General features: G+C 42.8%; 24 protein-coding genes and 1 tRNA gene. 19 read left to right on the forward strand and 6 right to left on the reverse strand.

Features of this window, described 5'->3' with window-relative positions:
- The first annotated feature begins 120 nt into the window (after nucleotides 1-120).
- The 12 genes from JW968_01040 to JW968_01095 all read left to right on the forward strand — a co-directional run bounded on the left by JW968_01040 (nucleotide 121) and on the right by JW968_01095 (nucleotide 9,195).
- Nucleotides 121-492 carry a hypothetical protein gene (locus tag JW968_01040; GenBank protein MBN1385545.1) on the forward strand — a complete coding sequence of 124 codons (372 nt, stop codon included), beginning with the start codon at nucleotides 121-123 and terminating at the stop codon, nucleotides 490-492.
- Nucleotides 489-659 (forward strand): hypothetical protein, encoded by a 171-nt coding sequence (locus JW968_01045; GenBank protein MBN1385546.1) that lies wholly within the window; start codon nucleotides 489-491, stop codon nucleotides 657-659. Before JW968_01040 ends, JW968_01045 begins: the two co-directional genes overlap by 4 nt.
- A gap of 155 nt (nucleotides 660-814) precedes the next feature.
- Nucleotides 815-1,015, forward strand: coding sequence for a hypothetical protein (locus tag JW968_01050; protein MBN1385547.1), 201 nt, complete (start codon nucleotides 815-817; stop codon nucleotides 1,013-1,015).
- On the forward strand, nucleotides 1,012-1,395 hold the full coding sequence (locus JW968_01055) for a PIN domain-containing protein (protein ID MBN1385548.1): 384 nt from the start codon (nucleotides 1,012-1,014) through the stop codon (nucleotides 1,393-1,395). Before JW968_01050 ends, JW968_01055 begins: the two co-directional genes overlap by 4 nt.
- A 134-nt stretch (nucleotides 1,396-1,529) precedes the next feature.
- Nucleotides 1,530-1,651 (forward strand) — tRNA-Pro (locus JW968_01060).
- An 83-nt stretch (nucleotides 1,652-1,734) separates the two neighbouring features.
- A complete protein-coding gene (locus tag JW968_01065; GenBank protein ID MBN1385549.1) occupies nucleotides 1,735-2,679 on the forward strand; it encodes a Fic family protein in 945 nt (314 codons plus the stop codon).
- A 552-nt stretch (nucleotides 2,680-3,231) separates the two neighbouring features.
- Entirely contained in the window at nucleotides 3,232-3,945 is a 714-nt protein-coding gene (locus JW968_01070; GenBank protein ID MBN1385550.1) for a M48 family metallopeptidase, read from the forward strand.
- A 268-nt stretch (nucleotides 3,946-4,213) separates the two neighbouring features.
- The gene (locus JW968_01075; GenBank protein MBN1385551.1) at nucleotides 4,214-4,612 is read left to right on the forward strand and encodes a translation initiation factor IF-5A; all 399 of its coding nucleotides are present in this window, start codon (nucleotides 4,214-4,216) and stop codon (nucleotides 4,610-4,612) included.
- On the forward strand, nucleotides 4,612-4,773 hold the full coding sequence (locus JW968_01080; GenBank protein MBN1385552.1) for a hypothetical protein: 162 nt from the start codon (nucleotides 4,612-4,614) through the stop codon (nucleotides 4,771-4,773). Before JW968_01075 ends, JW968_01080 begins: the two co-directional genes overlap by 1 nt.
- Nucleotide 4,774: 1 nt before the next feature.
- Nucleotides 4,775-5,962: a site-2 protease family protein gene (locus tag JW968_01085; protein ID MBN1385553.1), complete on the forward strand. Its 1,188-nt coding sequence runs from the start codon at nucleotides 4,775-4,777 to the stop codon at nucleotides 5,960-5,962.
- 42 nt (nucleotides 5,963-6,004) lie between these two features.
- Entirely contained in the window at nucleotides 6,005-6,685 is a 681-nt protein-coding gene (locus tag JW968_01090) for a DNA alkylation repair protein (GenBank protein MBN1385554.1), read from the forward strand.
- Nucleotides 6,682-9,195: an alpha/beta hydrolase gene (locus JW968_01095; protein ID MBN1385555.1), complete on the forward strand. Its 2,514-nt coding sequence runs from the start codon at nucleotides 6,682-6,684 to the stop codon at nucleotides 9,193-9,195. The genes JW968_01090 and JW968_01095 overlap by 4 nt, the downstream gene beginning before the upstream one ends.
- Here the strand turns inward: JW968_01095 and JW968_01100 are convergent.
- A complete protein-coding gene (locus tag JW968_01100) occupies nucleotides 9,192-10,658 on the reverse strand; it encodes a hypothetical protein (protein ID MBN1385556.1) in 1,467 nt (488 codons plus the stop codon). The two genes, JW968_01095 and JW968_01100, sit on opposite strands and share 4 nt — an antisense overlap.
- 150 nt (nucleotides 10,659-10,808) lie before the next feature.
- Between JW968_01100 and JW968_01105 the strand changes: the two genes are divergently transcribed.
- Nucleotides 10,809-11,384 (forward strand): rubrerythrin family protein, encoded by a 576-nt coding sequence (locus JW968_01105; protein MBN1385557.1) that lies wholly within the window; start codon nucleotides 10,809-10,811, stop codon nucleotides 11,382-11,384.
- Between the two features lie 177 nt (nucleotides 11,385-11,561).
- Here JW968_01105 and JW968_01110 read toward each other — a convergent pair whose 3' ends face one another.
- On the reverse strand, nucleotides 11,562-12,203 hold the full coding sequence (locus tag JW968_01110; GenBank protein ID MBN1385558.1) for an ACT domain-containing protein: 642 nt from the start codon (nucleotides 12,201-12,203) through the stop codon (nucleotides 11,562-11,564).
- Between the two features lie 130 nt (nucleotides 12,204-12,333).
- On the opposite strand from JW968_01110, the gene JW968_01115 reads away from it, so the two are divergent.
- The 3 genes from JW968_01115 (at nucleotide 12,334) to JW968_01125 (ending at nucleotide 15,298) form a co-directional block, all read left to right on the forward strand.
- The gene (locus JW968_01115; protein ID MBN1385559.1) at nucleotides 12,334-13,557 is read left to right on the forward strand and encodes an argininosuccinate synthase; all 1,224 of its coding nucleotides are present in this window, start codon (nucleotides 12,334-12,336) and stop codon (nucleotides 13,555-13,557) included.
- Nucleotides 13,541-14,725: an argininosuccinate lyase gene (gene argH, locus JW968_01120; protein ID MBN1385560.1), complete on the forward strand. Its 1,185-nt coding sequence runs from the start codon at nucleotides 13,541-13,543 to the stop codon at nucleotides 14,723-14,725. The genes JW968_01115 and argH overlap by 17 nt, the downstream gene beginning before the upstream one ends.
- 288 nt (nucleotides 14,726-15,013) lie before the next feature.
- Nucleotides 15,014-15,298: a ribbon-helix-helix protein, CopG family gene (locus JW968_01125; protein ID MBN1385561.1), complete on the forward strand. Its 285-nt coding sequence runs from the start codon at nucleotides 15,014-15,016 to the stop codon at nucleotides 15,296-15,298.
- On the opposite strand, the gene JW968_01130 is transcribed toward JW968_01125, so the two are convergent.
- Entirely contained in the window at nucleotides 15,287-15,715 is a 429-nt protein-coding gene (locus tag JW968_01130) for a type II toxin-antitoxin system VapC family toxin (protein MBN1385562.1), read from the reverse strand. The genes JW968_01125 and JW968_01130 overlap by 12 nt on opposite strands.
- Nucleotides 15,716-15,943: 228 nt before the next feature.
- Nucleotides 15,944-16,162, reverse strand: a complete 219-nt coding sequence (locus JW968_01135; protein MBN1385563.1) for a hypothetical protein — start codon at nucleotides 16,160-16,162, stop codon at nucleotides 15,944-15,946.
- A 105-nt stretch (nucleotides 16,163-16,267) separates the two neighbouring features.
- Here JW968_01135 and JW968_01140 point away from each other — a divergent pair, with 105 nt between their 5' ends.
- Nucleotides 16,268-16,984: an RNA methyltransferase gene (locus JW968_01140; protein ID MBN1385564.1), complete on the forward strand. Its 717-nt coding sequence runs from the start codon at nucleotides 16,268-16,270 to the stop codon at nucleotides 16,982-16,984.
- A gap of 244 nt (nucleotides 16,985-17,228) precedes the next feature.
- Here the strand turns inward: JW968_01140 and JW968_01145 are convergent, their stop codons facing one another.
- Nucleotides 17,229-17,375: a DUF3096 domain-containing protein gene (locus JW968_01145; protein ID MBN1385565.1), complete on the reverse strand. Its 147-nt coding sequence runs from the start codon at nucleotides 17,373-17,375 to the stop codon at nucleotides 17,229-17,231.
- Between the two features lie 166 nt (nucleotides 17,376-17,541).
- Here JW968_01145 and JW968_01150 point away from each other — a divergent pair, with 166 nt between their 5' ends.
- Nucleotides 17,542-18,561: a hypothetical protein gene (locus JW968_01150; protein MBN1385566.1), complete on the forward strand. Its 1,020-nt coding sequence runs from the start codon at nucleotides 17,542-17,544 to the stop codon at nucleotides 18,559-18,561.
- A 57-nt stretch (nucleotides 18,562-18,618) separates the two neighbouring features.
- Complete coding sequence (locus JW968_01155; protein MBN1385567.1) at nucleotides 18,619-19,536, forward strand: hypothetical protein; 918 nt, start codon at nucleotides 18,619-18,621, stop codon at nucleotides 19,534-19,536.
- Here the strand turns inward: JW968_01155 and JW968_01160 are convergent.
- Complete coding sequence (locus tag JW968_01160; protein MBN1385568.1) at nucleotides 19,508-19,822, reverse strand: hypothetical protein; 315 nt, start codon at nucleotides 19,820-19,822, stop codon at nucleotides 19,508-19,510. The genes JW968_01155 and JW968_01160 overlap by 29 nt on opposite strands.
- Nucleotides 19,823-19,853 lie beyond the last annotated feature (31 nt).

Raw genomic sequence — 19,853 nt, forward strand, 5'->3', positions numbered from 1 at the left:
CCTCTTTTGGTAATCTGAATAGATTATTCTACCCTAAATGTATACTAATATATAAAGATGATTGTTGCTACATAGGAAAATAAACATTTATTAATCAGCTTTCCAGCAAATCATCAAGAGGTGACCATCATAAACAAAATATTCATTCTGCTTTGCCTTACAATCCTGATAGCGGGCTGCGGAAAGCAGACACCGCCAACAGAGCAGAAAGAGACAACAGAGGACATAACACCACCCAGCCAGCCAAGCATATCCAGCGATCTGCTTGACATCGCTGATTTCGAAGCAGCAGGATTCGACATGACAGGCCTGGATAAAGGCAGGGGCGCAGCAGGCAGCACAGTATTCAGGACAACAGGAGATTATCCCTTAATAAGGCACTCTGTATTTTATTTCAAATCTCCGGGATTGCCTTCAAGAACACAAAAGACAAATCCGTGGATAAATGCACTGTACCAGGGCTTGTCGAAGACGGACAATATAAAGTTGTGAGAGAATTCAGCGATGGATCATATGTGTTCTCATGCAAGGTCCCAGCCAACACACTGACATTGTGCGTTGCAAAGGGAGAGCATGCATTCCAGGTCACATTCCCGAAGGATGATGCAAACCTGCCGAAAGCAGAGAAACTTGCAGGCATCATCGCAGGCAAGATCTGAATGTGCAGTGACCAGAAGGCTGAGAATTCAATCATGCAAAATTCTGAACCTCTATAGACAACAATCTGTGCTTTCTCATAGGTTGAACTTCCTATCTGATTATCAGATTCCTATCATCGATAGCTTTAAATATGTGTATACATGATGTATATACTATGGAAGTCAAGGCACAGATCAAGGAATGGGGAAACAGCTATGGCATCAGGATATCAAAAAGCGATGTCAGGAAATTAGGCATTGTGAAAGGAGAGACTGTCCACCTAAAGATAAGCAAAAATGAATATGATATCGACCAGTTTATCGGCATATGCAGAGGAGCAAAACCATTCATAAGGGAAAAAGAGGACAGATATTGAAATATGTCATTGATTCTTCAGCGTGGATCGAATTGTTTCTGGGGAGTGCTGAAGGCAAGAAAGCTGCAAAAGTAATCAAGAACCCAAAAAATGTCATAATAACAAGCGATGTAACATTTGGTGAAATATACAGCTGGGCTATGAAGAATGGTTTTGATGCTGGCAAATTAATGGGATGCATAAGACAAAATTCTGAAGTGTTTGAAACATATGTCAACATCTGGATCGAAGCAGCTGATCTGCGCGACAGGAGGAGAGAGAAAGCGAAGAAGTTCTCATTGATCGATGCCATCATCTACAGGATCTCGCAGATGACCAAGGCAAGGCTGGTTACAAAGGACAAGGATTTCAAGGGACTGAAGAATGTGATCCTGTTGTAATATTTCTAAACCTTTATAAATAACGAGTTTTGCTTATCTGATACTCCTTGGGGCTGTGGGGCAACTGTTTCGTCAGTTGAGTGCGTTAGCGACTCCTAGTCGCTTCGCGTCCGGAGTCCCTAGAAAACCTTATTGGGGCTGTGGGGTAGCTTGGATGGCAGGGCTCTTGCTTTGCCAGAGCAACTATCCTCTCTGGTTTGGGGCCAGATGACCCCGGTTCGAAACCGCTTATGCGGCGAATGTCCGGGCAGCCCCAGTTTTTAATTCTGGGTTGCGTATAATATCTTACGGGCACATCTTAACGAAATATTTATATATTGATGTGCCCATACATATCATATGACATACATTGAGACTATCAGAAGAGGGAATAAAAAATATTATTATATCACAAAGAACATTAGAGCAGATATTAACAGATGGAAGAAAATCAGAATTTATGTCGGAGATAAGAAGCCAACTAAAGCAGAAATCAAGAAGCACGCAGAAGAGATTGAGAAAAGAGCAGAAAAAGAAGGCCTGACCAAATCAGAATATGTCTATTTGTCAATTAGAGATGCTGAAACACTGCAGGATTTAAAAGAAAGCTATAAAGAGTGGGTGAAGAAAACACCTGAAAGCATCAGGAAAAAGTTTTATGATGATTTTGTTATCAGATTTACTTACAACACCAATGCCATAGAAGGAAATAGGCTTACTTTGCGACAAACTGCACTTATTCTCAAAGATAGAGTGCTTCCCTCTGGTGTGCGAGCATCTGATTACCATGAAGCTGTCAACGGGAAGGAGTGTCTAGAATACTTGAAATCATACAAAGGAGGATTAAACAACAAGCTTCTAGAGAAAGTGAATGGTATTCTGACAAAAAATACTGATGTTAGTTATAGCGGGAGAATACGATTTTTTGATGTTAAGATTGAGGGTTCTAAACACACCCCACTTTCAAACGAGAAAGTGAAAAAACACTTATTGAATATGTATAAATGGTATAGTGCCAATAAGAATAAACTCCACCCATTTGAGCTGGCAACCCTGATTCATGCCAAAATCGCCTGGATCCATCCGTTTGAGGATGGCAACGGAAGAACTGCTCGTGCGATCATGAATTGGCTTTTAATCAAAAATGGCTATCCAATGTTCTTTATTCCATTTTGGAGAAGAGAAGAATATTACATGACCCTGGAGGAAGCTGATAAAGAGAATTTTAAAGATTATGTAGCCAGAATGTTACGGTTGATTATTGACCAAGTAAGATATTACGGGCACAAAAGGGAGAAAAAATAAGGTGTATGGGCACAGGGTGGATTGCGCATAATTGCTGTTATGTGTTTTTTCTGCAAGAAAAAATCGCGAAGTGAAACGTGGCGATAGTATGATGCAGAGAAACCCGTTCATCGAGTGCGAAGCACAATCCTAATATATAATTAAACCAAGACTTGATAAGGAACCAATAAAATTATCAAAAAAAGACAAAATCACATTCGAGAAAGTGATGAAGAAAATTGAAGAGATCCTCTCCTGTGATATTGACCATTATAAAAATCTGAGATATGATATGAAAGAATCCAAAAGAGTCCATATCAATCATTTTGTCTTGATCTTTAGTTATAATAAAGAGAAAGATCTTGTATCATTTGAAGATTTTGACCATCATGACAAAATCTACAAGAACAAATAGATCATGATAATCGCTCCATGAGCTGAAGGATCCTGAGAATCAAGAGAAAATGACAATGAAGAATCGTCTTGATTAATTTTCATATACGATTTCTGGGATCAATCAAAAGGTTTTAATAATCCCTTTTCTGGCATATGTTCAATCGGGGTGCTAAACTAGTGTCGATATGGAAGATGGTGGAGGAGATCAAGGGATTCAAGGTGGCAGATCCCTCGATGGTGAAAGAATCATATGAACTGCTGTTCGAGAAGCAGCTGCCCTACAAGGCAGTCCTGCGATACATCAACAATTTCTCGCCCTACGGCGGAAACATCAGGATGAACTTCAGCACAATTGAAGTCAGGCTCAGCAAGAGATGGAAGAATGTCAGCAGGGAGATACAGATGGGCATCATACAGGAGCTCATGACAAAGCTCTTCAAGAAGCCGCGAAGGACAATGCACATCGACCTCTACAACAACTTCGTCAAGAACCTCCACATCGCGATACCCAAGACAAAGATCGATCCGCTCCTGAAGGAATCATTCGACAGGGTCAATGACAAGCACTTCAGCGGCATGATAGAGATGCCCAACCTTGTCTTCGGGAGATTCTCGACCCACAAGATGGGAAGCTATGACTACAAGAAAGACACGATATCGATCTCGCGCATCCTAATAGAGGACCCTGAACTGCTTGACTATGTGATGTATCATGAGATACTGCACAAGAAGCACAAGTTCCACAGATGGAACGGCAAGAATGTATACCATAATTCCACATTCAGGAGAGATGAGAGAGCGTATCCTGGCCATGAAGAGATGGAAAGCAGACTGAACAGACACATCAGGAAGAACATGTGGAAAAGGGCATTTTTCGGCAACAGGGGATAAAAAGTCCCAAAAAGGCAGAATTCAGGCACTACAAAGGCTGGGAAGCGTCATCCATCTTTCAAAATCTATATATATTACCTGTTTTCTTCTAGCGATATCATATCAAAAACCACCAGTCAATTGATGGGTGAAATCTTATAACTTCAAAACACAAATTGAAGTGGTTTTTGATGCTCAAAATACCATGACTGATGGTTTTTGGAACAACAAAACACCATACTGATTTAAAACCAAATAGTGGTATTTTGTTGTATAAAAAGGTGGAATCATGGAAAAGAAGGTCTCACATGTCGGTGCGTTGCAGAAAGGAAGCCTGGTAATAATAGACGGCGAAGCATGCAAAGTCATGAGCACACAGGTATCAAGGCCCGGAAAGCACGGCCATGCAAAAGTCAGATTCGATGCAGTAGGGATAATAGACGGCAAGAAAAGGAACATCGTGCTGCCGGCACACGACAACATCGAAGTGCCGCTGATAGACAAGAGGAATGCCCAAGTCCTCTCGATTGCAGGCAACAAGGCCAATGTGATGGACAATGAGACATTCGAGACATTCGACATGGAGATACCTGAAGAAGTCAAGGATGTCACAGAAGGATGCAATATCCTCTACTGGGTCATACTCGGAACAAAGATCATGAAACAGGTAGTCAAAGGAGATGAATGATGACAAAATTCCCAGAAGTAATCAAAAGGAGATATACAAATGTGTTTGTCTGCAGGAGATGCAAATCCAAGATAAGGGCGCCGAGCATGAAGGTGGCAAGAGGAGAGGTCAGCTGCAGGAAATGCAACAGCAAACAGCTAAGAGCCATAAAGAAGAAATAAAATGGATTTTAACATAATACTGGCGATCGCTTTCATCCTTTTTCTTATCATCTTCACAATCATCAAGAGGAAGAGCGTAGTCCTCCAGAAAGTCCTCTGGCCTGTTGTCTATGTGATCATGTGGAAGACAGGATTCGGGCTCAAGCTGATGGACAGATGGGGCAAGAAATACAAGGGCCTGATACAGCTCCTCGGGCAGGCCAGCATCGGACTGGCTTTCCTGGGCATGGCCTACATCTCAATCTCAATATTGATAGTCATCTTCAAGATGATAACAGCACCTGAAAGCATCCAAGGAGGATTTGCCCTTGTGCTTCCATTCACCAACATACCAGGAGTCGGATATCTGCCGTTCACATACTGGATCATAGCAATATTCGTCCTCGCTGTCGTGCATGAGTTCAGCCACGGAGTGATGGCAAGGGCATATGATGTGCCTGTGCAGAGCTCAGGATTCGCAATATTCTCAATAATAGCGCCGATCATACCTGCTGCATTCGTGGAGCCGGACGAGAAAGTGCTGCAGAAGAGGGATGAGGTGACGCAGAACTCAGTATTCGCAGCAGGACCGATATCAAATGTCGCGCTCGGATTCGTGTTCCTCCTAATAATGATGTTCGTGTTCGCGCCGATAGAGGCCAGGATAACAGAACCCACAGGGTTCATAATGACACCGAATGATCCAGAGATGCCGGCAGCTAAAGCAGGCATGCCAGACAAGTTCCTTGTGACAAACTTCAACGGCGAAGAGACAGCCGACGCGAACAAGTTCATGGAACAGATGTATTACTGCACAGCTCCCGGCGATGAGATAACAGTCGGCAACAAAAACCAATCCTTCACATTCACCGCAGTGCCAAGGCCAGAGGACCCGAACAAAGGGATAATAGGCGTGAGCACCTTCGAGAACCAGAGAGATGTAAAACCCCAATATGCCATGTGGAAAGCGCCATTCTACTGGTTCAAGGGACTGTTCAAATGGCTGTTCCTGCTCAACCTCTTCATAGGGCTGGCAAACCTATTGCCTCTCGGAATCGTGGATGGGGGAAGGATGCTCCAGATAGCACTGAAGAAGATAATGAAGAATGAGAAGCACGCAAACAAGATTTGGGGGATGATAAGCTTCCTCTTCATAGGGCTGATTGTATTGGGGCTGGTCCTGCAGTATGTAGGGAATCCATTCGGCTGATTTCTGACAAAATTTAAATAGGATGCTTGGATACAGGCATATATGAAAAAAGAGGCACAGGAGATTCTCAGAGAGCTGAAGAAGCACGGCTCAAAGCGCAATATAGATGGGATGGCGAGGTTCGGCATAGATTCAAGCTCTGCATATGGAGTGAGCATGCCGATCATAAGAAGCATTGCGAAGAAGCTCGGCAAGAACCATGAACTCGGGCTTGAGCTCTGGAAACATGATGTGCATGAAGCAAAGATCATGAGCTGCCTTGTCCTTGAGCCTGAAAAGCTGACTGACAAGGAGACTGAGAGATTTGTCAAAGGATTCTACTCATGGGACCTAGTGGACCAATTCTGCCTGAACCTGCTTGACAAGTTGCCTGATGCCCGCAAGAAAGCGATAGAATGGAGCAAACGCGAGAGAGAGTTCGAAAAAAGGACAGGATATGCCCTAATGGCAGTGCTTGCAGTGCATGACAAGAAGACAGGAGACAAGGGATTCATCAAATTCCTGCCGCACATTGCCAGAGGAGCGACTGATGAGAGGAATTTCGTCAAGAAAGCAGTCAACTGGGCGCTCAGACAGATAGGCAAGAGGAGCAGGATGCTCAACAAGGAAGCAATCCAATGCGCATCAAGAATCCAGAAGATCAACAATAGAGCAGCTAAATGGATAGCAAATGATGCACTGCGAGAACTGAAGAGCGATGCTGTCAAGAAGAGGCTGAAATGAAAAAGCCGGCAAAAAGAAAGAAAGCGAGGAGAGCCCAAAAAAGGGAGAAGACACTGGCAGATGAAGTCGCAGACGAGGTCAAGAAAGCGCCGAAGCACAGGAAGATAATATGGGCAGCGGCAATACTGATCCTTCTATTGACACTATTCTCAGTCGCCAAATACAAGACATCGTACATAATCGGAGAGGATCTTGTCCTTGTCCTGAAACCAGAGACAATAAACCTTGAACTTTTCAACTCGCAGCAATACAATATCCGATTTGAAGTCAGCACAAACAACAAGATAAGCTGCAGAGCAAGCTGTGAAGCAGCACTCGATGACCTGAGCACAGGAAAAAAAGAGCTTGCAGATGCAAGAACCCTCGAGCCAAGAGAACCATTTGTCCTGAATTGGAGCTCAAAAGCGCCAAAATACGGAAAAGGGCAGACATTATACCAATTCACAGTAAAATGCCACAACATAAAGCAATTCGGATGCCCGACAGGAGAGGAAGAAGTCCAGAGGACTGCACTTGCATCAATCAACTACGGGCCGAGCGAGGAGCTGCAGGGCATGATAACAAGACTGGGAGAAAGGCTTACAGCGAAGATAAAAGAATCCAACAAAGCAATGCTATACTTCTCAAGCCTGGAAAATGCAAACAGACAAGAAAAACTCCTCCAGAGAAACATTAGCGCCCACCAAGAGATGCTTGAGAAGCTCGGATCTGACTCCATAGAGATGATAAGACTGTGGGATCTCCTACTTTTTGACGAACTCAATGAGGAGATAGGCCAATATGAGCTGGACATCCTCGGATTCAGCCATGCACTGGATGAACTCAATAAGACACTCCAATCTGAAGCCAGAGCACACAATGAAATCGTCCAGAGGATATCGGGATTCGACCTCACAGACCTTGCAGACTATTACAGGATAGGGAAATATGAGAATGAACAGGAGATCATCGAAGATGCGAACCAGACAGCAGCCAACCTCAGGGAGGTCATCAGGAGAATAAGAGAAAAGACATACAACACAAGCAAAACAAAAGATGAAGTGCTCATGATCGAAAGCGACCTGAAAGAGATACATGATGATATGGGCAGATACCATGAAGAGATCGACAAAGAACTGAAAGCGATCGATCTTGAGAACCATATGCTCTGCAAGCTGAGAGAATCATGCACAGCAAGCATTGTCAGGCAGGCAAACACCAGCATGACAGAGAAATGCAAAGATGCATTCCAACTGTCAGAAGAAAGGGATGACAGGGAAAAAATATTCTTCCTTCAATTCTCCAATGAAAGCAACAAGAGCCTAACTGAACTGCAGCAGAAGGCGATATATTCAGCCGGGATACAGGACATGACCAATATGACAGACTTCCTGAAGAGAGCAGACTATCTTGTGAACAGGACATATGCAGAATTCCATGGGCAGACAGCAAACCAGCCGATAATACTTAACCAGACAATAGCAAACCTCAGCGAAAGGATGATAAAAATCGGGCTCAAGCTTGATGAGACAATGAATTTCACATACCTGCACAATAAATGCGCCATATCCAACAATACAGAGGACATCACAGAAGGGATAAACCTGATGCTGCCACTGGCAGAGCTGAACATGACACCCGTCAACATAACCCTGACAGACCCGACACTCAAGGAGCATAAGGCAGTGTGCTGCGTGTTCGGAGAATGCAAGGAATGCTGCCAATATCCGGACTGCGAAGATGATGAAGCCTCATTCCCACTGATAATACTGCATGGGCATGCATTCAACATGAAGACAAGCCCGGACTATTCCCTCAACAGCTTTGTCAAGATAGAGAACAAGCTTCAGGGAGACGGCTACATAAATGCAGGCTTCATAAGCCCGAAAGTTGTGTTCGACGAGGAATCAAAAGGAAGGCTCGGTCTTACAGGCAATCCGGTGTTCCTGACAACCACATATTATTATGACGTATACAACGAAGAAGGGGAATATCTCCTGGCGCCGCAGAAGAGCGAGAACATCGACACCTATGCACTGAGGCTGAAAGATATCGTCGACAATGTCATCTACAAGACAGGAAGGGCAGAAGTCAACATACTAGCGCACTCCATGGGCGGGCTTGTTACACGAAGGTACATGCAGATATTCGGAGACGACAAGGTCAACAAGCTCATCATGCTCGGCACACCAAACAAGGGAATAACAGGATCGACGCAGACAGCATGCGGGCTTTTCGGCGGGAACAAAGAATGCGGGGACATGACAGCAGGATCCATATTCATAAAGAAAGTCAATGACGAGAACCTGCAGCCAGATGATGCTGAGCTCTATACAGTGACAGGATGGGGGTGCGACATGGATGGCAGGAACGGGGACGGGGTCGTGCTTGCAGAGAATGTCATGATATATCATGCCCGAAATTTCAACATGACAGGCAACTGCTCATTCTTCACAACACTGCACACAGAAATGCTTGACATAGACAAGTACCCCCAGGTGTATGAGGACATAAGGGAAGCGCTTGATTAATCATCCACCGGGCCGAAGAAAAGGCCATAGATGAAATCCACAATCGCGACCTTTATCTTATTCTTGAAAGTTGCACCCTCATAAGAGATCAATCCCTGCTCCAGGGCCTCTTCAATGCCCATCTCCTTGGAAAGCAATGAGTTGACAGTGTTAGCATCAGTGAAGATGAGCATTGTGGGATCAGGAGAAGGTTCAGGGATGATGTCGATGATAAGCCCATCTTGTGTGAGGATGAAGAAGCTGCCATCATCCATTATTTGGAGATTGATACGCTCATCAGCAAAGAGCTTAGCGAATCCAGGGATCTGGCCGAGATTGTTGTTGTAGAGCTGCTTGATCTCTTCCAAATCAATGCCGGGAAGCGGATCAGGAAAATATCCGCAGTCATCAACATGATCCCGGCATCCATGAACAACAGGAATATCAGACATCTTCACACATTGCCACTCAAGAACCTCATAGTTGAACAAGCATGCCTCGTCAGCAGCACAGTCCTTATCGCATTGAGCCGGGATCTGCTTATCACTATCTCCTGCCTGTACTGTCGGAAGATTGGCGCAGCCCACAGGTGGTGCAGGAGACGAGCACACAGCCGGGTGAGGGATGACTATCAGCTTCACGCAGTTCCAGCACTTTGTCTGATAATTATAATAACATCTTGAACCCTCTTCACATCTCTTATTGCAGTCCTCCATAGAAAAATATTCTCCTGTGCTCGGATTGCAGGAGCCATGGCACTGACAGCATACTTCACAACAGTACATATTGTCAGCGCAGACAAGATCAGATTTCGGGTCACAGCCCTCTCCCGGATCAAGCTGGCCGTTGCCGCAGCAGCATCTATCCGGACACGCATCATCACCGCAGATGTTCTCGACAACAGAATCAATGTGATCCTGATTCACAGTCGCATTAGGCCCGAAAGTATGGGTCATCAAGCCCCCATGCTGAGTATCATTCAGGCCCATCATGTGGCCTGCCTCATGGGCTGCATCAAGATAAGTATTGCCTGTACCATCACCGATAGGCCTTGACATCAGATTGGACCACCAGCCCTGAGTATCCCCACCAGTCCTCGAGACATTGTACATGTAACCCATGTAGAACTCGGCACCGGTCCAGTTGGTCTGGTTCCTCGGTGGGTTATTATTATAATCAGTGACCATAATGCAATGCCAGCCCTGAGGCGGAGAGTTCTTGCAGTCAGCAGAGGTGTTAGTGATGACCTCAAAACGCACAGGGCATCTGCAGTCACCGTATGCAGGGCTGCCTTTGTTCCATACATCCTCTATCTCCTTCTCCATCCGGTTCATGTAATCCTGGGTAGCACCCTGGAATGCTATTTTTATCGTTATGACAAGTGTGCAATCATCCAATTCGCAAGTGGTCCCTGCAGATGACAAAATGGGGAAAATGAGAAGCAATAAGATGGATATGAATACGAGCCTTTTCGTGACAATCACCTCTTGGAGATGCTTAATAGGAATGTTGTTTATAAAGGTTATGTGATAACATAAGGTATGGCGGATAACTGACAACTAACAATAATCCGGACAATGCATTCCAAAAGATTAATAAATTTTGAGCGAAAAAAAGGATTACGAGGTGGGAACATGACCAATCTAAAAGGAAGCAAAACAGAGAAGAATCTCCTGAAAGCATTTGCCGGCGAAAGCCAGGCGAGGAACAGGTACACTTATTTCGCATCAGCTGCAAAGAAAGAAGGGTTTGAGCAGATAAGCGCGATCTTCCTTGAGACTGCAGAGAATGAGAAAGAGCATGCAAAGATATTCTTCAAGTATCTCCAAGGTGGCATGACAGAGATAACAGCGACATATCCTGCAGGGAAGATAGGAACAACAGCAGAGAACCTGCTCTCTGCAGCAGAAGGAGAGAAAGAGGAGTGGGGCATATTGTATCCGGAATCCGAGAAGACAGCAAGAGAAGAAGGATTCGATGAGATCGCAGACTCATTCAAGGAGATAGCAGAAGTGGAAGAAGAGCATGAGAAGAGATACAGGAAGCTGCTTGAGAATGTGAAGAACGGGACTGTGTTCAAGAAAGACAGGATAGTCAGGTGGAAATGCAGGAACTGCGGATATGTCCATGAAGGCAAGGAAGCGCCGGACAAATGCCCTGCATGCAGGCACCCCCAGGCATACTACGAGATAAAGGAAGAGAATTACTGATTTATTTTTGTTTTGTTATTGATAATGGACTTCAGCTGAGTAATATTGAAGCAGAGTCAGGTTCCATCCTTTTCCCATAAGAAATTTGGGAAATCTAAGTCCACAGAGTTGATTTTGAGTCCGTCCAATAAATTGAACGAATAGCGACTATTGAGAAAAAGATTTAAGAGACAACCCCTATTGAAATCTCAGAAAATTTATCGACTTATTCAGGTCTTTTGGGTCTATAATAAAAATTGTGTCTGTCCAGCAGGATAGAAATTCATAAATATTAACTCCGTTCTCAGCAAACAAGGATGTAAGATAGGATACCACTCCAGGAATTGTCTCAATATTTTTTGGTGATTTTATATTGATAAGCACCATGCCCTTATTGGACTTTATGATTGCTGTCTTAACATTTTTTTCAATCAAATGAATGTATTTCTCTTGGGTGATCACAGTATAATTATCAGAACCTTCAAGGATATAAGAAAAACCCGACTCATTCTTTATTTTCAGCTGTATTTTTTCAAGTAGGTCAAAGTCAATCTTTTTTTCCAGAATAAATACAACCACCTTGTTCTTTATCTCAATCTCTGAATCAAAAAGAAGCTTTGAAATCTCTCTTTCCTGGCTGAATTCTTTCTTTAGGCTTTCTTGTTTTCTTCTGGCGGCGATCAATATGGCCTCTTTAGAGCTTTTTTTCTCAATGCTCAATTCTTTAGCTATGTGCCTTGCCAATGCCGAATAGTTGATTAGCCCTTTTTTTAGGCAGTTCTTAATGTAGGGGTGATTATCGATGTATTCGTTTGTTATATCAGTTGTATTTTTCTTCATAATTAAGCTTATATAGTCCGGACTATATAAAATTTACTAATTTGTTCCATTTAAAACATAGTTGTTTATTTCTGTCCAATTTAGGTCACTAAACATAAAAGATCCTTACACACACATATCTTTGATTAAAATGAAGAATAAAGTGATACTAGCGTATTCAGGAGGGCTTGATACATCAGTAATCCTCAAATGGCTAATAGACAAAGGATATGAAGTTATTTGCTATATCGCAGATGTAGGACAGCATGAAGATTTTGATAAAGCCAAATCCAAAGCCTTTTCCATTGGAGCAAGCAAGGTATATGTTGAGGATTTAAAAGAAGAATTTGTCCAGAAATATATTTTCCAGGCACTGAAAGCAAATGCAGTATATGAAGGTAAGTATCTTCTCGGGACTTCTTTAGCGAGGCCATTAATAGCAAAAAAACAGATAGAAATAGCCAAAAAGGAAGGGACAAACATAGTTGCGCATGGAGCTACGGGCAAGGGAAATGATCAAGTGAGGTTTGAACTGGCTTTTATGAAACTCATGCCTAATGCAAAAATAATCAGTCCCTGGAAAGACAAAGAGTTTTTATCACAATTTGAGGGAAGGACTGCCCTGATTAATTATGCAAAAGAGAAGCGGATCCCAATAGATTCAACTCTACAGAAGCCCTATAGTATGGATGATAATCTTATGCACATAAGTTATGAGGCTGGATTGCTTGAAGATCCTAAGTATGAAGCAACAGAAGATATGTATAAGAAGACAGTTTCACCAAAAAATGCACCTGATGAAGAAACCAGGATCATTATAGAATTCAAAAAAGGCGTTCCGATTAAAGTCACTAATCTCACTGAAAACAAGACGGCTGATGGAGCATTGCAATTATTCCAATATCTTAATGAATTGGCCTCTAAGAATGGCATTGGAAGGATAGATCTTGTAGAAAATCGTTTTGTAGGCATAAAATCGCGCGGGGTATACGAAACTCCGGCAGGCACTATTTTAATAAAAGCGCATCTTGATATAGAAGGCATTACATTAGACAAAGAAGTATGCCATATAAAAGATATGCTTATGCCAAAGATAGCGGAATTAATATATAACGGATTTTGGTTCAGTCCGGAATTTGAGTTTCTGATGGCTGCAATCGATAAAAGCCAAGAAAATATAGATGGCAAAGTATATCTCACTCTCTACAAAGGAAATGCATTAGTTACAGGACGTGAATCAGCAAAATCATTATACGATCAAAACATCGCAAGCATGGATAAATCAGGAGGGTATAACCAAACTGATGCAATAGGCTTCATAAAACTTAATGCATTAAGGCTTAAATTAGGTGCTCACAATGAAAATATGGGATAAGGGCATTAATCTGAAAAAAGAAATCGAGAAGTTCACTGTTGGAAATGATCATGAGCTGGATAAAAAACTGGTGAAATTTGATTGTTTAGCATCAATAGCCCATGCAAAAATGCTGAAAAGCATAAATCTGCTTTCGGATGAAGAACTTGAAAAATTAGTCAATGGCTTAAATGAGATTATTGAGCTTGATTCAAAAAACCAGTTTCTGATTAAACAAGATGATGAAGATTGCCATACAGCAATAGAAAATTACCTAGTAAAAAAATGCGGCGGGGCGGGGGGAAAAATCCAGACTGCAAGATCCAGAAACGACCAGGTCATAACGGCTTTGCGTTTATATGAGAAAGATAAACTGGGTAAAATAAAAAACCTGATTCAAAATTTTTCAGATTCAATAGAATTTATCATAAAAAATAATGGCTCAGTAAAAATTCCTGGTTATACCCACATGCAAAAAGCGATGCCAACAGATATAAAAACATGGCTTGGAGGCTTCAATGCATCAATGCAGGACAATCTGCATATAGTTGATGCGGTCATTCAATTAATTGATCAAAATCCTTTAGGAAGCGCTGCTGGATTTGGTGTTCCTGAATTTGAAATCAATAAAGAGATGACAGCAAAAGAATTGAATTTTTCAGAAGTAATGAAAAATCCCTTATATTGTCAATTAAGCAGAGGGAAATTTGAAGCCCAAATCTTGAATGCAGTGTCAGCAGTTATGTTTGATCTGAATAAATTAGCGACCGATCTGATACTATTTAATATGAAGGAATTCGGGTATGTTGAATTACCCGCAGAATTTTGTACCGGAAGCTCTATCATGCCCCAGAAGAAGAACCCGGATGTTCTTGAGTTGATTAGGGCCAAATATCATGTTGTTCTAGGTGACGAATTCAAGGTCAAAAGCATTATTGGAAATCTTATATCTGGGTATAACAGAGATATGCAACTCACAAAAGGGCCACTAATAGATTCCTTAGAAATATTGATCGACAGCTTGACAATAATCTCATTAGTGATTGTTAACATGAAAATAAACAAGGAAAAATGCGAAAAAGCAATAACCAAAGAGATGTATGCAACTCAAGAAGCCTATAAGTTAGTAAAACAAGGCATACCATTTAGGGAAGCGTATAAAGAGATTGGAAAGAAGTATCAAGAATAGAAATTGCGCCTATCAAAATAAATCTCTTTTCCAAAGAGAAAGGCAAAATGCCCGAAGGACAAGGAATCAACATTCTCTAAAAAGGAACTCAAATCTCATTGATTTTAAAGATGAATCCTGAGACCCATAATCAAAAAATCTGTATTTGGAGAAAATATTATTGGAGATGTTCATGCTATTCTTAGTGAGTACATATCTTATTGAGTACCTATTATGATTTAATATTGGATCCAGCTTGGATATCATGAGCGCAATCTTTATATATTACATATGTATTACAAATGTATCATGAGCATGAGTGTTGTTCCGATAAGGCTGCCAGAAGGTCTGGTGAAGGATATTGACATGCTTGTTAAGAAAGGAGACTATGCAAGCAGGTCTGATGTAGTGAGATATGCTGTGCGGAAGCTTGTGAAGAAAGTAGAACTCAAGGACCTGATCGGGATCATACCAAACACAGGGGATTCTGTCAAGGAAGTCAGGGAGATAAGGAAGAGACTGTCAAGGGAAATAAAGAGCTGGGAAGATGTCGAGAGGATCAATAAGGAGTTTGAGCATCTATCAGACAAGTAACTCTTCAGGTCTGTGAGCTGAGATAAATCTTCTGGAGAAAATAAGCAATTTTCTGTCTCTTGTTATCAGAAGAAGTTCATATCTTTTAGATATGGCCATGTGCATGCAGTCTCCAAAACTGAGCCTGTAATCTGATAATCTTTCATAGAACCTGGCAAGAGAATAATCATGCTGATCCGGCTCAATGAGCTTCAATTTCATGTGATTCAGTCTCTTTGTCAAAACGACAAAATCTTCCTTAAGCACATATTTTAGTTCTTTCAGAACAAATGTTGAGATGACAACTTCATCCTTCCTGGTTTCAGCCAAGTTCAAGAATTCCTCAGCAAGCTCATGATAAGGTTTTCCCCTGGTTTCATCGCCTTCTTTCTTGAAAAGATTCAGCCAGATGCAGGAATCAATGTAGTATCTACTCATGGAATTTCATTGGTTACGGCATTCAAATTGATATCATGATATCTTTCGGAAGAAAACAGAATGAATCCGAAGGAATCCTGCATTCTACGAAAATCGATGCCCTATCCAAGAGTTAAGCAAAAAATCTCCGAGTCCTCCGGATTCCGGATATGTCAAACATATGGATATCATAACGATCCTGAATAATGGAAATCTACAAGTATACCCTGCACTGCATCAATTGACAGATCAATAAATACGGAGATAATACTGGAAAGAACTCTCTTCATCCTCCACTTCCATATGCTCTATATCCCTCAGATGATAGTACCCATGTTTTATTTCCTGCACTATCTCATTCAGCATATAAGAAGAAACAAACAATGCAGCAAATGATCTGCATTTCAATCCCTCAGACAGGAGTCTTGCACGATTCTCCAAAGAAGCCCTATCCGGCACTTTATCCATAAGGCAGGATATGCTTATTGATTATATAATACTTATCCATGGCATTAATATCACTGCCAGATTTTTTAGAAATAATTAATAAATAACCCCCAGTATATTGCAGACATGATATCAGTCATACTCATTGAACCAGAGAATCCTGGCAACATAGGAGCGATTGCGCGCATCATGAAGAATTTCGATTCCTCTCATCTTGTGCTGATCGACCCAAAGGCTGATCCGAATTCAGATGAAGCAAGGGCCCGTGCCATGCATGGGAGGGATGTGCTTGCAAGCGCTGAAATCTGCGGCGTCGAGAAGCTGGATGAGTTCGATCTTCTGGTTGCGACGACTGCACAATTGGGGACTGATTACAATCTGCCGAGATGCGTGCTGAATCCATCTGAACTGGCTGAGAAATTGGCTTCTGTTGATGCGAAATCGAAGATCGGGATCGTGTTCGGCAGGGAGAGCAACGGACTTACCAATAATGAGATATCACGATGTGATTTCTCGGTGAGCATACAAAGCTCAAAGAAATATCCTGTGCTGAATCTCTCAGTCTCTGCGGCGATCGTGCTCTATGAGATATTCCTGAAGACCGGCGAGGACAAATCTGAAGGCAGGATAAGGCTCATGGATGCAGATGAGAAGAAAGCGCTGCAGAAGACGCTGAATGAAGCCCTTGACGAGATGATCTTCAGCACAGAAGAGAAAAGAGAGACACAGGAGATACTGTGGAAGAGGCTTTTCGGCAAGGCGATGATAACAAGAAGGGAATACAATGCGCTCATGGGATTCCTCAAGAAGATAACACAGAGAAGACTGAAAGAGAAAAAATGACAGTTCTTGGCATAAAAATCACTTGCTCATCAATAAAATAGTACTTCTTCTGCTGATCCTGTGCCAGGCTGTTCATCCTGATGAAAAATTCAGGAGGCCCTGCCCAGATTTGCAGAGCAAATCTGGATAAGACAAGATTTTATCTTCTGAATTTTTCCAGTGCCTGAAAGAAGCAAGGCAGAGGAACAAAGAAAAAAAGAACAAATTATTTCATGAATGCAAAACATACTGCTGTCAACTTTCTCTAAAGCACCCAGCCGACCAAACCCAAGATGCCGATGATTATGAAATATAGACCGAGCAGCAGCCTGAGCATCTTAGGGAATGCAAGAATGAGCACTCCGAGCAGCAATGCAAGCAATGATCCGATAAAACCAACACCTAATGCCATTGAAAACCCCCCATGACTATTTTTGAGATAGGAAGAAGGGGTTGTTTATATTATTTATTTATTTTCAATATAGCCAATAAGCTTAATAAAGGTTGTTACTTTATAGTAGTCAAAAATCGAAAGATTTAAATATGCGCCTGATAGCCCCATGCATGAGGTCATTGATATGAAATCAAAAAACACACTTGCCCTATTGTTCGGATTAGAAATAGTACTCGTGATACTGACATACGCTTTCAGCCTCTTCTCAGAGAGCATAAGCGCATTCAGCTATGTCTCAAAGCTAATCTTCGTCCTGCTGCTGATATTGGCAAACTTCGGGGTCTTCATGGCACTGATCGGACAGAAGAGATGGAACCACATATCATGGTTCATGTATTTCGGATTCGTTATCATAAACATCTATGCAATCCTGATAAACAACTATGGGATAAGCGCACTGACATCTGTCGCTGCGCTAGGCTCAGCGCTCATGCTTGTGCTCGAGATGATAATGGTGCTCTCATACCAGGCACCGAGATCAATGAAATACAAGACAGGGCACGACATCAAGCAGGACATGACCATCAAGTATCTCCAGAAAGAGAACGAAGCACTGAAGCAGATGGAAGAGCAGACAAACAAGAAACTGAGCTACACAGCAGGAGCCCTCAAGGCACAGAACAGGAAGCTCGGAGAGGACATGGAGAAGATGAAGAAGAGCGTCAGCAGGAAGGCAGGCGCAAAGACAAAGAAGCTGGAGGAAGAGCTCGACAAGATGAAGAAAGCCAGCAAGGCATCAACAGAAAAGCTCAAGAAAGAGCTTGCGAGCGTCAAGAAAAGAGCGAAGAGAGCGCCTGCAATGAAAGCAGACTCGCACTTTGTCGCATCAAAGACAGGCAACACATTCCACAGGCCGCACTGCGTAGCTGTCAACAAGATAGCGAAGGAACAAGTTGTCTGGTATGACACAGCAAAGAAGGCACAGAAAGCTAAATACAAGGCATGCAAGGTGTGCAATCCCCTCTCCTCGAACGGAAAGAAGAGATACTTTGTCGCCAACAAGGACGGCAACAAGGTGCACAGGGCAAGCTGCGTCGTCGCAGACAAGATACCGAAGAAGAAGCGGATAGTCTTCAGGCAGGAGAATGCAGCCCTCAAGAAGGGATACAAGCCGTGCAAGCTATGCTTCCCATTATCCAAATAATTTTATACCTTTTCTTTTCCCACTTTTATCTCCTACCTATGACAACCTGTGAAAACCATGTCTGAGATATATGTCCCGCCGATGCAGATACCGCTCTTCCCTGAAGACAGAATCCTCATCTCGAAGCATGACATCCTGAAAGCAGTGTCTGCAGACATCAGAGACCTATGGAAAGAGCAAAGCGGAATCGAGCAGGATGTCTATCTCATCATAGAGCCAAGAACAGAGAACGGGCTGTGGGAAAGGAAAGGGGTGTATGCGGAGACAAGAGCGCCGACAAAACTCAGGAACCGCTGGACAGTCGTCTCGTCAGCAAAATCAGCGATGCAGCTGAGCGATGAAGCATTCTACGGCCTCAATGCAAGAGGCCTCGCAGGGATAATATACTCGGAGATCGAGAGGGAGAACACAAGAGACCTCGCGATATTCTACATGCCGGTCATCAAGGCATACATGCAGCTCTCGCTCAGAGAGGAAGGCGAAAGATATTTCACAAACCTATATGAACGGGCCGTCGGGAAAGGGCATATGAAAGCAGCAGAACATATACTCAGAAAGAAAGGGAACTGGCTGCCAGACGAAGTATGGGAGACAGGATTCACAGACTTCCCGGCGCTGTTCTGCTATGTGTTCGGAGTGAAGGAGACAAGAAAGCTGGCGCACTATGAAAGCAGGAACCACAGGGCAGACGATGCAGCGAGCCTGAGACAGTTCCTCAGATCAGACAAAAATGACAGCAGAAGAGAGGCAGAGATCGAGAACACGATAGACGCGATCGCAAGAGAATGCGGAGCAGACCCCACACCATATCATGCAGAAAGGATATTCCACGACACAAGATGCTGGACGCAGATAGGATGGGAACATGTCCAATACCTCAACCATCTCAGGAACAGATCAATGATCGAACAGGAGAGACTGCTAAGGCTATTGAGAGAAATGGGCACTAACTCCTCTTCTCAAGAAAAAGCTTGACCTTCTCATCGATCCTCGGCTTAGCGCCAGGACCGAGAGCATAATAAGTCTTCTCAGCCTCATTGCCCCAAGAGTAATCCCCTTTCTCCTTCTCAACCTTGGAGACCTTGAACTCGCCCAGGGAAACACCCTTCTTGAGATGATAATATATCGACCTCATGGTGACCTTAGGGAAGATCGCCTTGTAGACCTTGTAAATCTCGTAGGCATAACCCTCTTTCAGGAAGTAAAGAATCTCGACAATGTTCTGTCTTATCTCAGATCTTATGGGTCTTCCTCTTGGCATAGTATGAAATAAAATATTCTTGCTTTATAAA

The sequence above is a fragment of the Candidatus Woesearchaeota archaeon genome (assembly GCA_016928155.1).
Classification (GTDB): domain Archaea; phylum Nanobdellota; class Nanobdellia; order Woesearchaeales; family JAFGLG01; genus JAFGLG01.

Coding starts and splice junctions, on each gene's coding strand:
- JW968_01095 (MBN1385555.1), top strand. CDS start 6,682: ATGAAAAAGCCGGCAAAAAGAAAGAAAGCGAGGAGAGCCCAAAAAAGG.
- JW968_01140 (MBN1385564.1), top strand. CDS start 16,268: ATGATATCAGTCATACTCATTGAACCAGAGAATCCTGGCAACATAGGA.
- JW968_01085 (MBN1385553.1), top strand. CDS start 4,775: ATGGATTTTAACATAATACTGGCGATCGCTTTCATCCTTTTTCTTATC.
- argH (MBN1385560.1), top strand. CDS start 13,541: ATGAAAATATGGGATAAGGGCATTAATCTGAAAAAAGAAATCGAGAAG.
- JW968_01105 (MBN1385557.1), top strand. CDS start 10,809: ATGACCAATCTAAAAGGAAGCAAAACAGAGAAGAATCTCCTGAAAGCA.
- JW968_01110 (MBN1385558.1), bottom strand. CDS start 12,203: ATGAAGAAAAATACAACTGATATAACAAACGAATACATCGATAATCAC.
- JW968_01135 (MBN1385563.1), bottom strand. CDS start 16,162: ATGGATAAAGTGCCGGATAGGGCTTCTTTGGAGAATCGTGCAAGACTC.
- JW968_01130 (MBN1385562.1), bottom strand. CDS start 15,715: ATGAGTAGATACTACATTGATTCCTGCATCTGGCTGAATCTTTTCAAG.
- JW968_01145 (MBN1385565.1), bottom strand. CDS start 17,375: ATGGCATTAGGTGTTGGTTTTATCGGATCATTGCTTGCATTGCTGCTC.
- JW968_01155 (MBN1385567.1), top strand. CDS start 18,619: ATGTCTGAGATATATGTCCCGCCGATGCAGATACCGCTCTTCCCTGAA.
- JW968_01150 (MBN1385566.1), top strand. CDS start 17,542: ATGAAATCAAAAAACACACTTGCCCTATTGTTCGGATTAGAAATAGTA.
- JW968_01090 (MBN1385554.1), top strand. CDS start 6,005: ATGAAAAAAGAGGCACAGGAGATTCTCAGAGAGCTGAAGAAGCACGGC.
- JW968_01050 (MBN1385547.1), top strand. CDS start 815: ATGGAAGTCAAGGCACAGATCAAGGAATGGGGAAACAGCTATGGCATC.
- JW968_01115 (MBN1385559.1), top strand. CDS start 12,334: ATGAAGAATAAAGTGATACTAGCGTATTCAGGAGGGCTTGATACATCA.
- JW968_01065 (MBN1385549.1), top strand. CDS start 1,735: ATGACATACATTGAGACTATCAGAAGAGGGAATAAAAAATATTATTAT.
- JW968_01080 (MBN1385552.1), top strand. CDS start 4,612: ATGACAAAATTCCCAGAAGTAATCAAAAGGAGATATACAAATGTGTTT.
- JW968_01075 (MBN1385551.1), top strand. CDS start 4,214: ATGGAAAAGAAGGTCTCACATGTCGGTGCGTTGCAGAAAGGAAGCCTG.
- JW968_01125 (MBN1385561.1), top strand. CDS start 15,014: ATGAGCATGAGTGTTGTTCCGATAAGGCTGCCAGAAGGTCTGGTGAAG.
- JW968_01160 (MBN1385568.1), bottom strand. CDS start 19,822: ATGCCAAGAGGAAGACCCATAAGATCTGAGATAAGACAGAACATTGTC.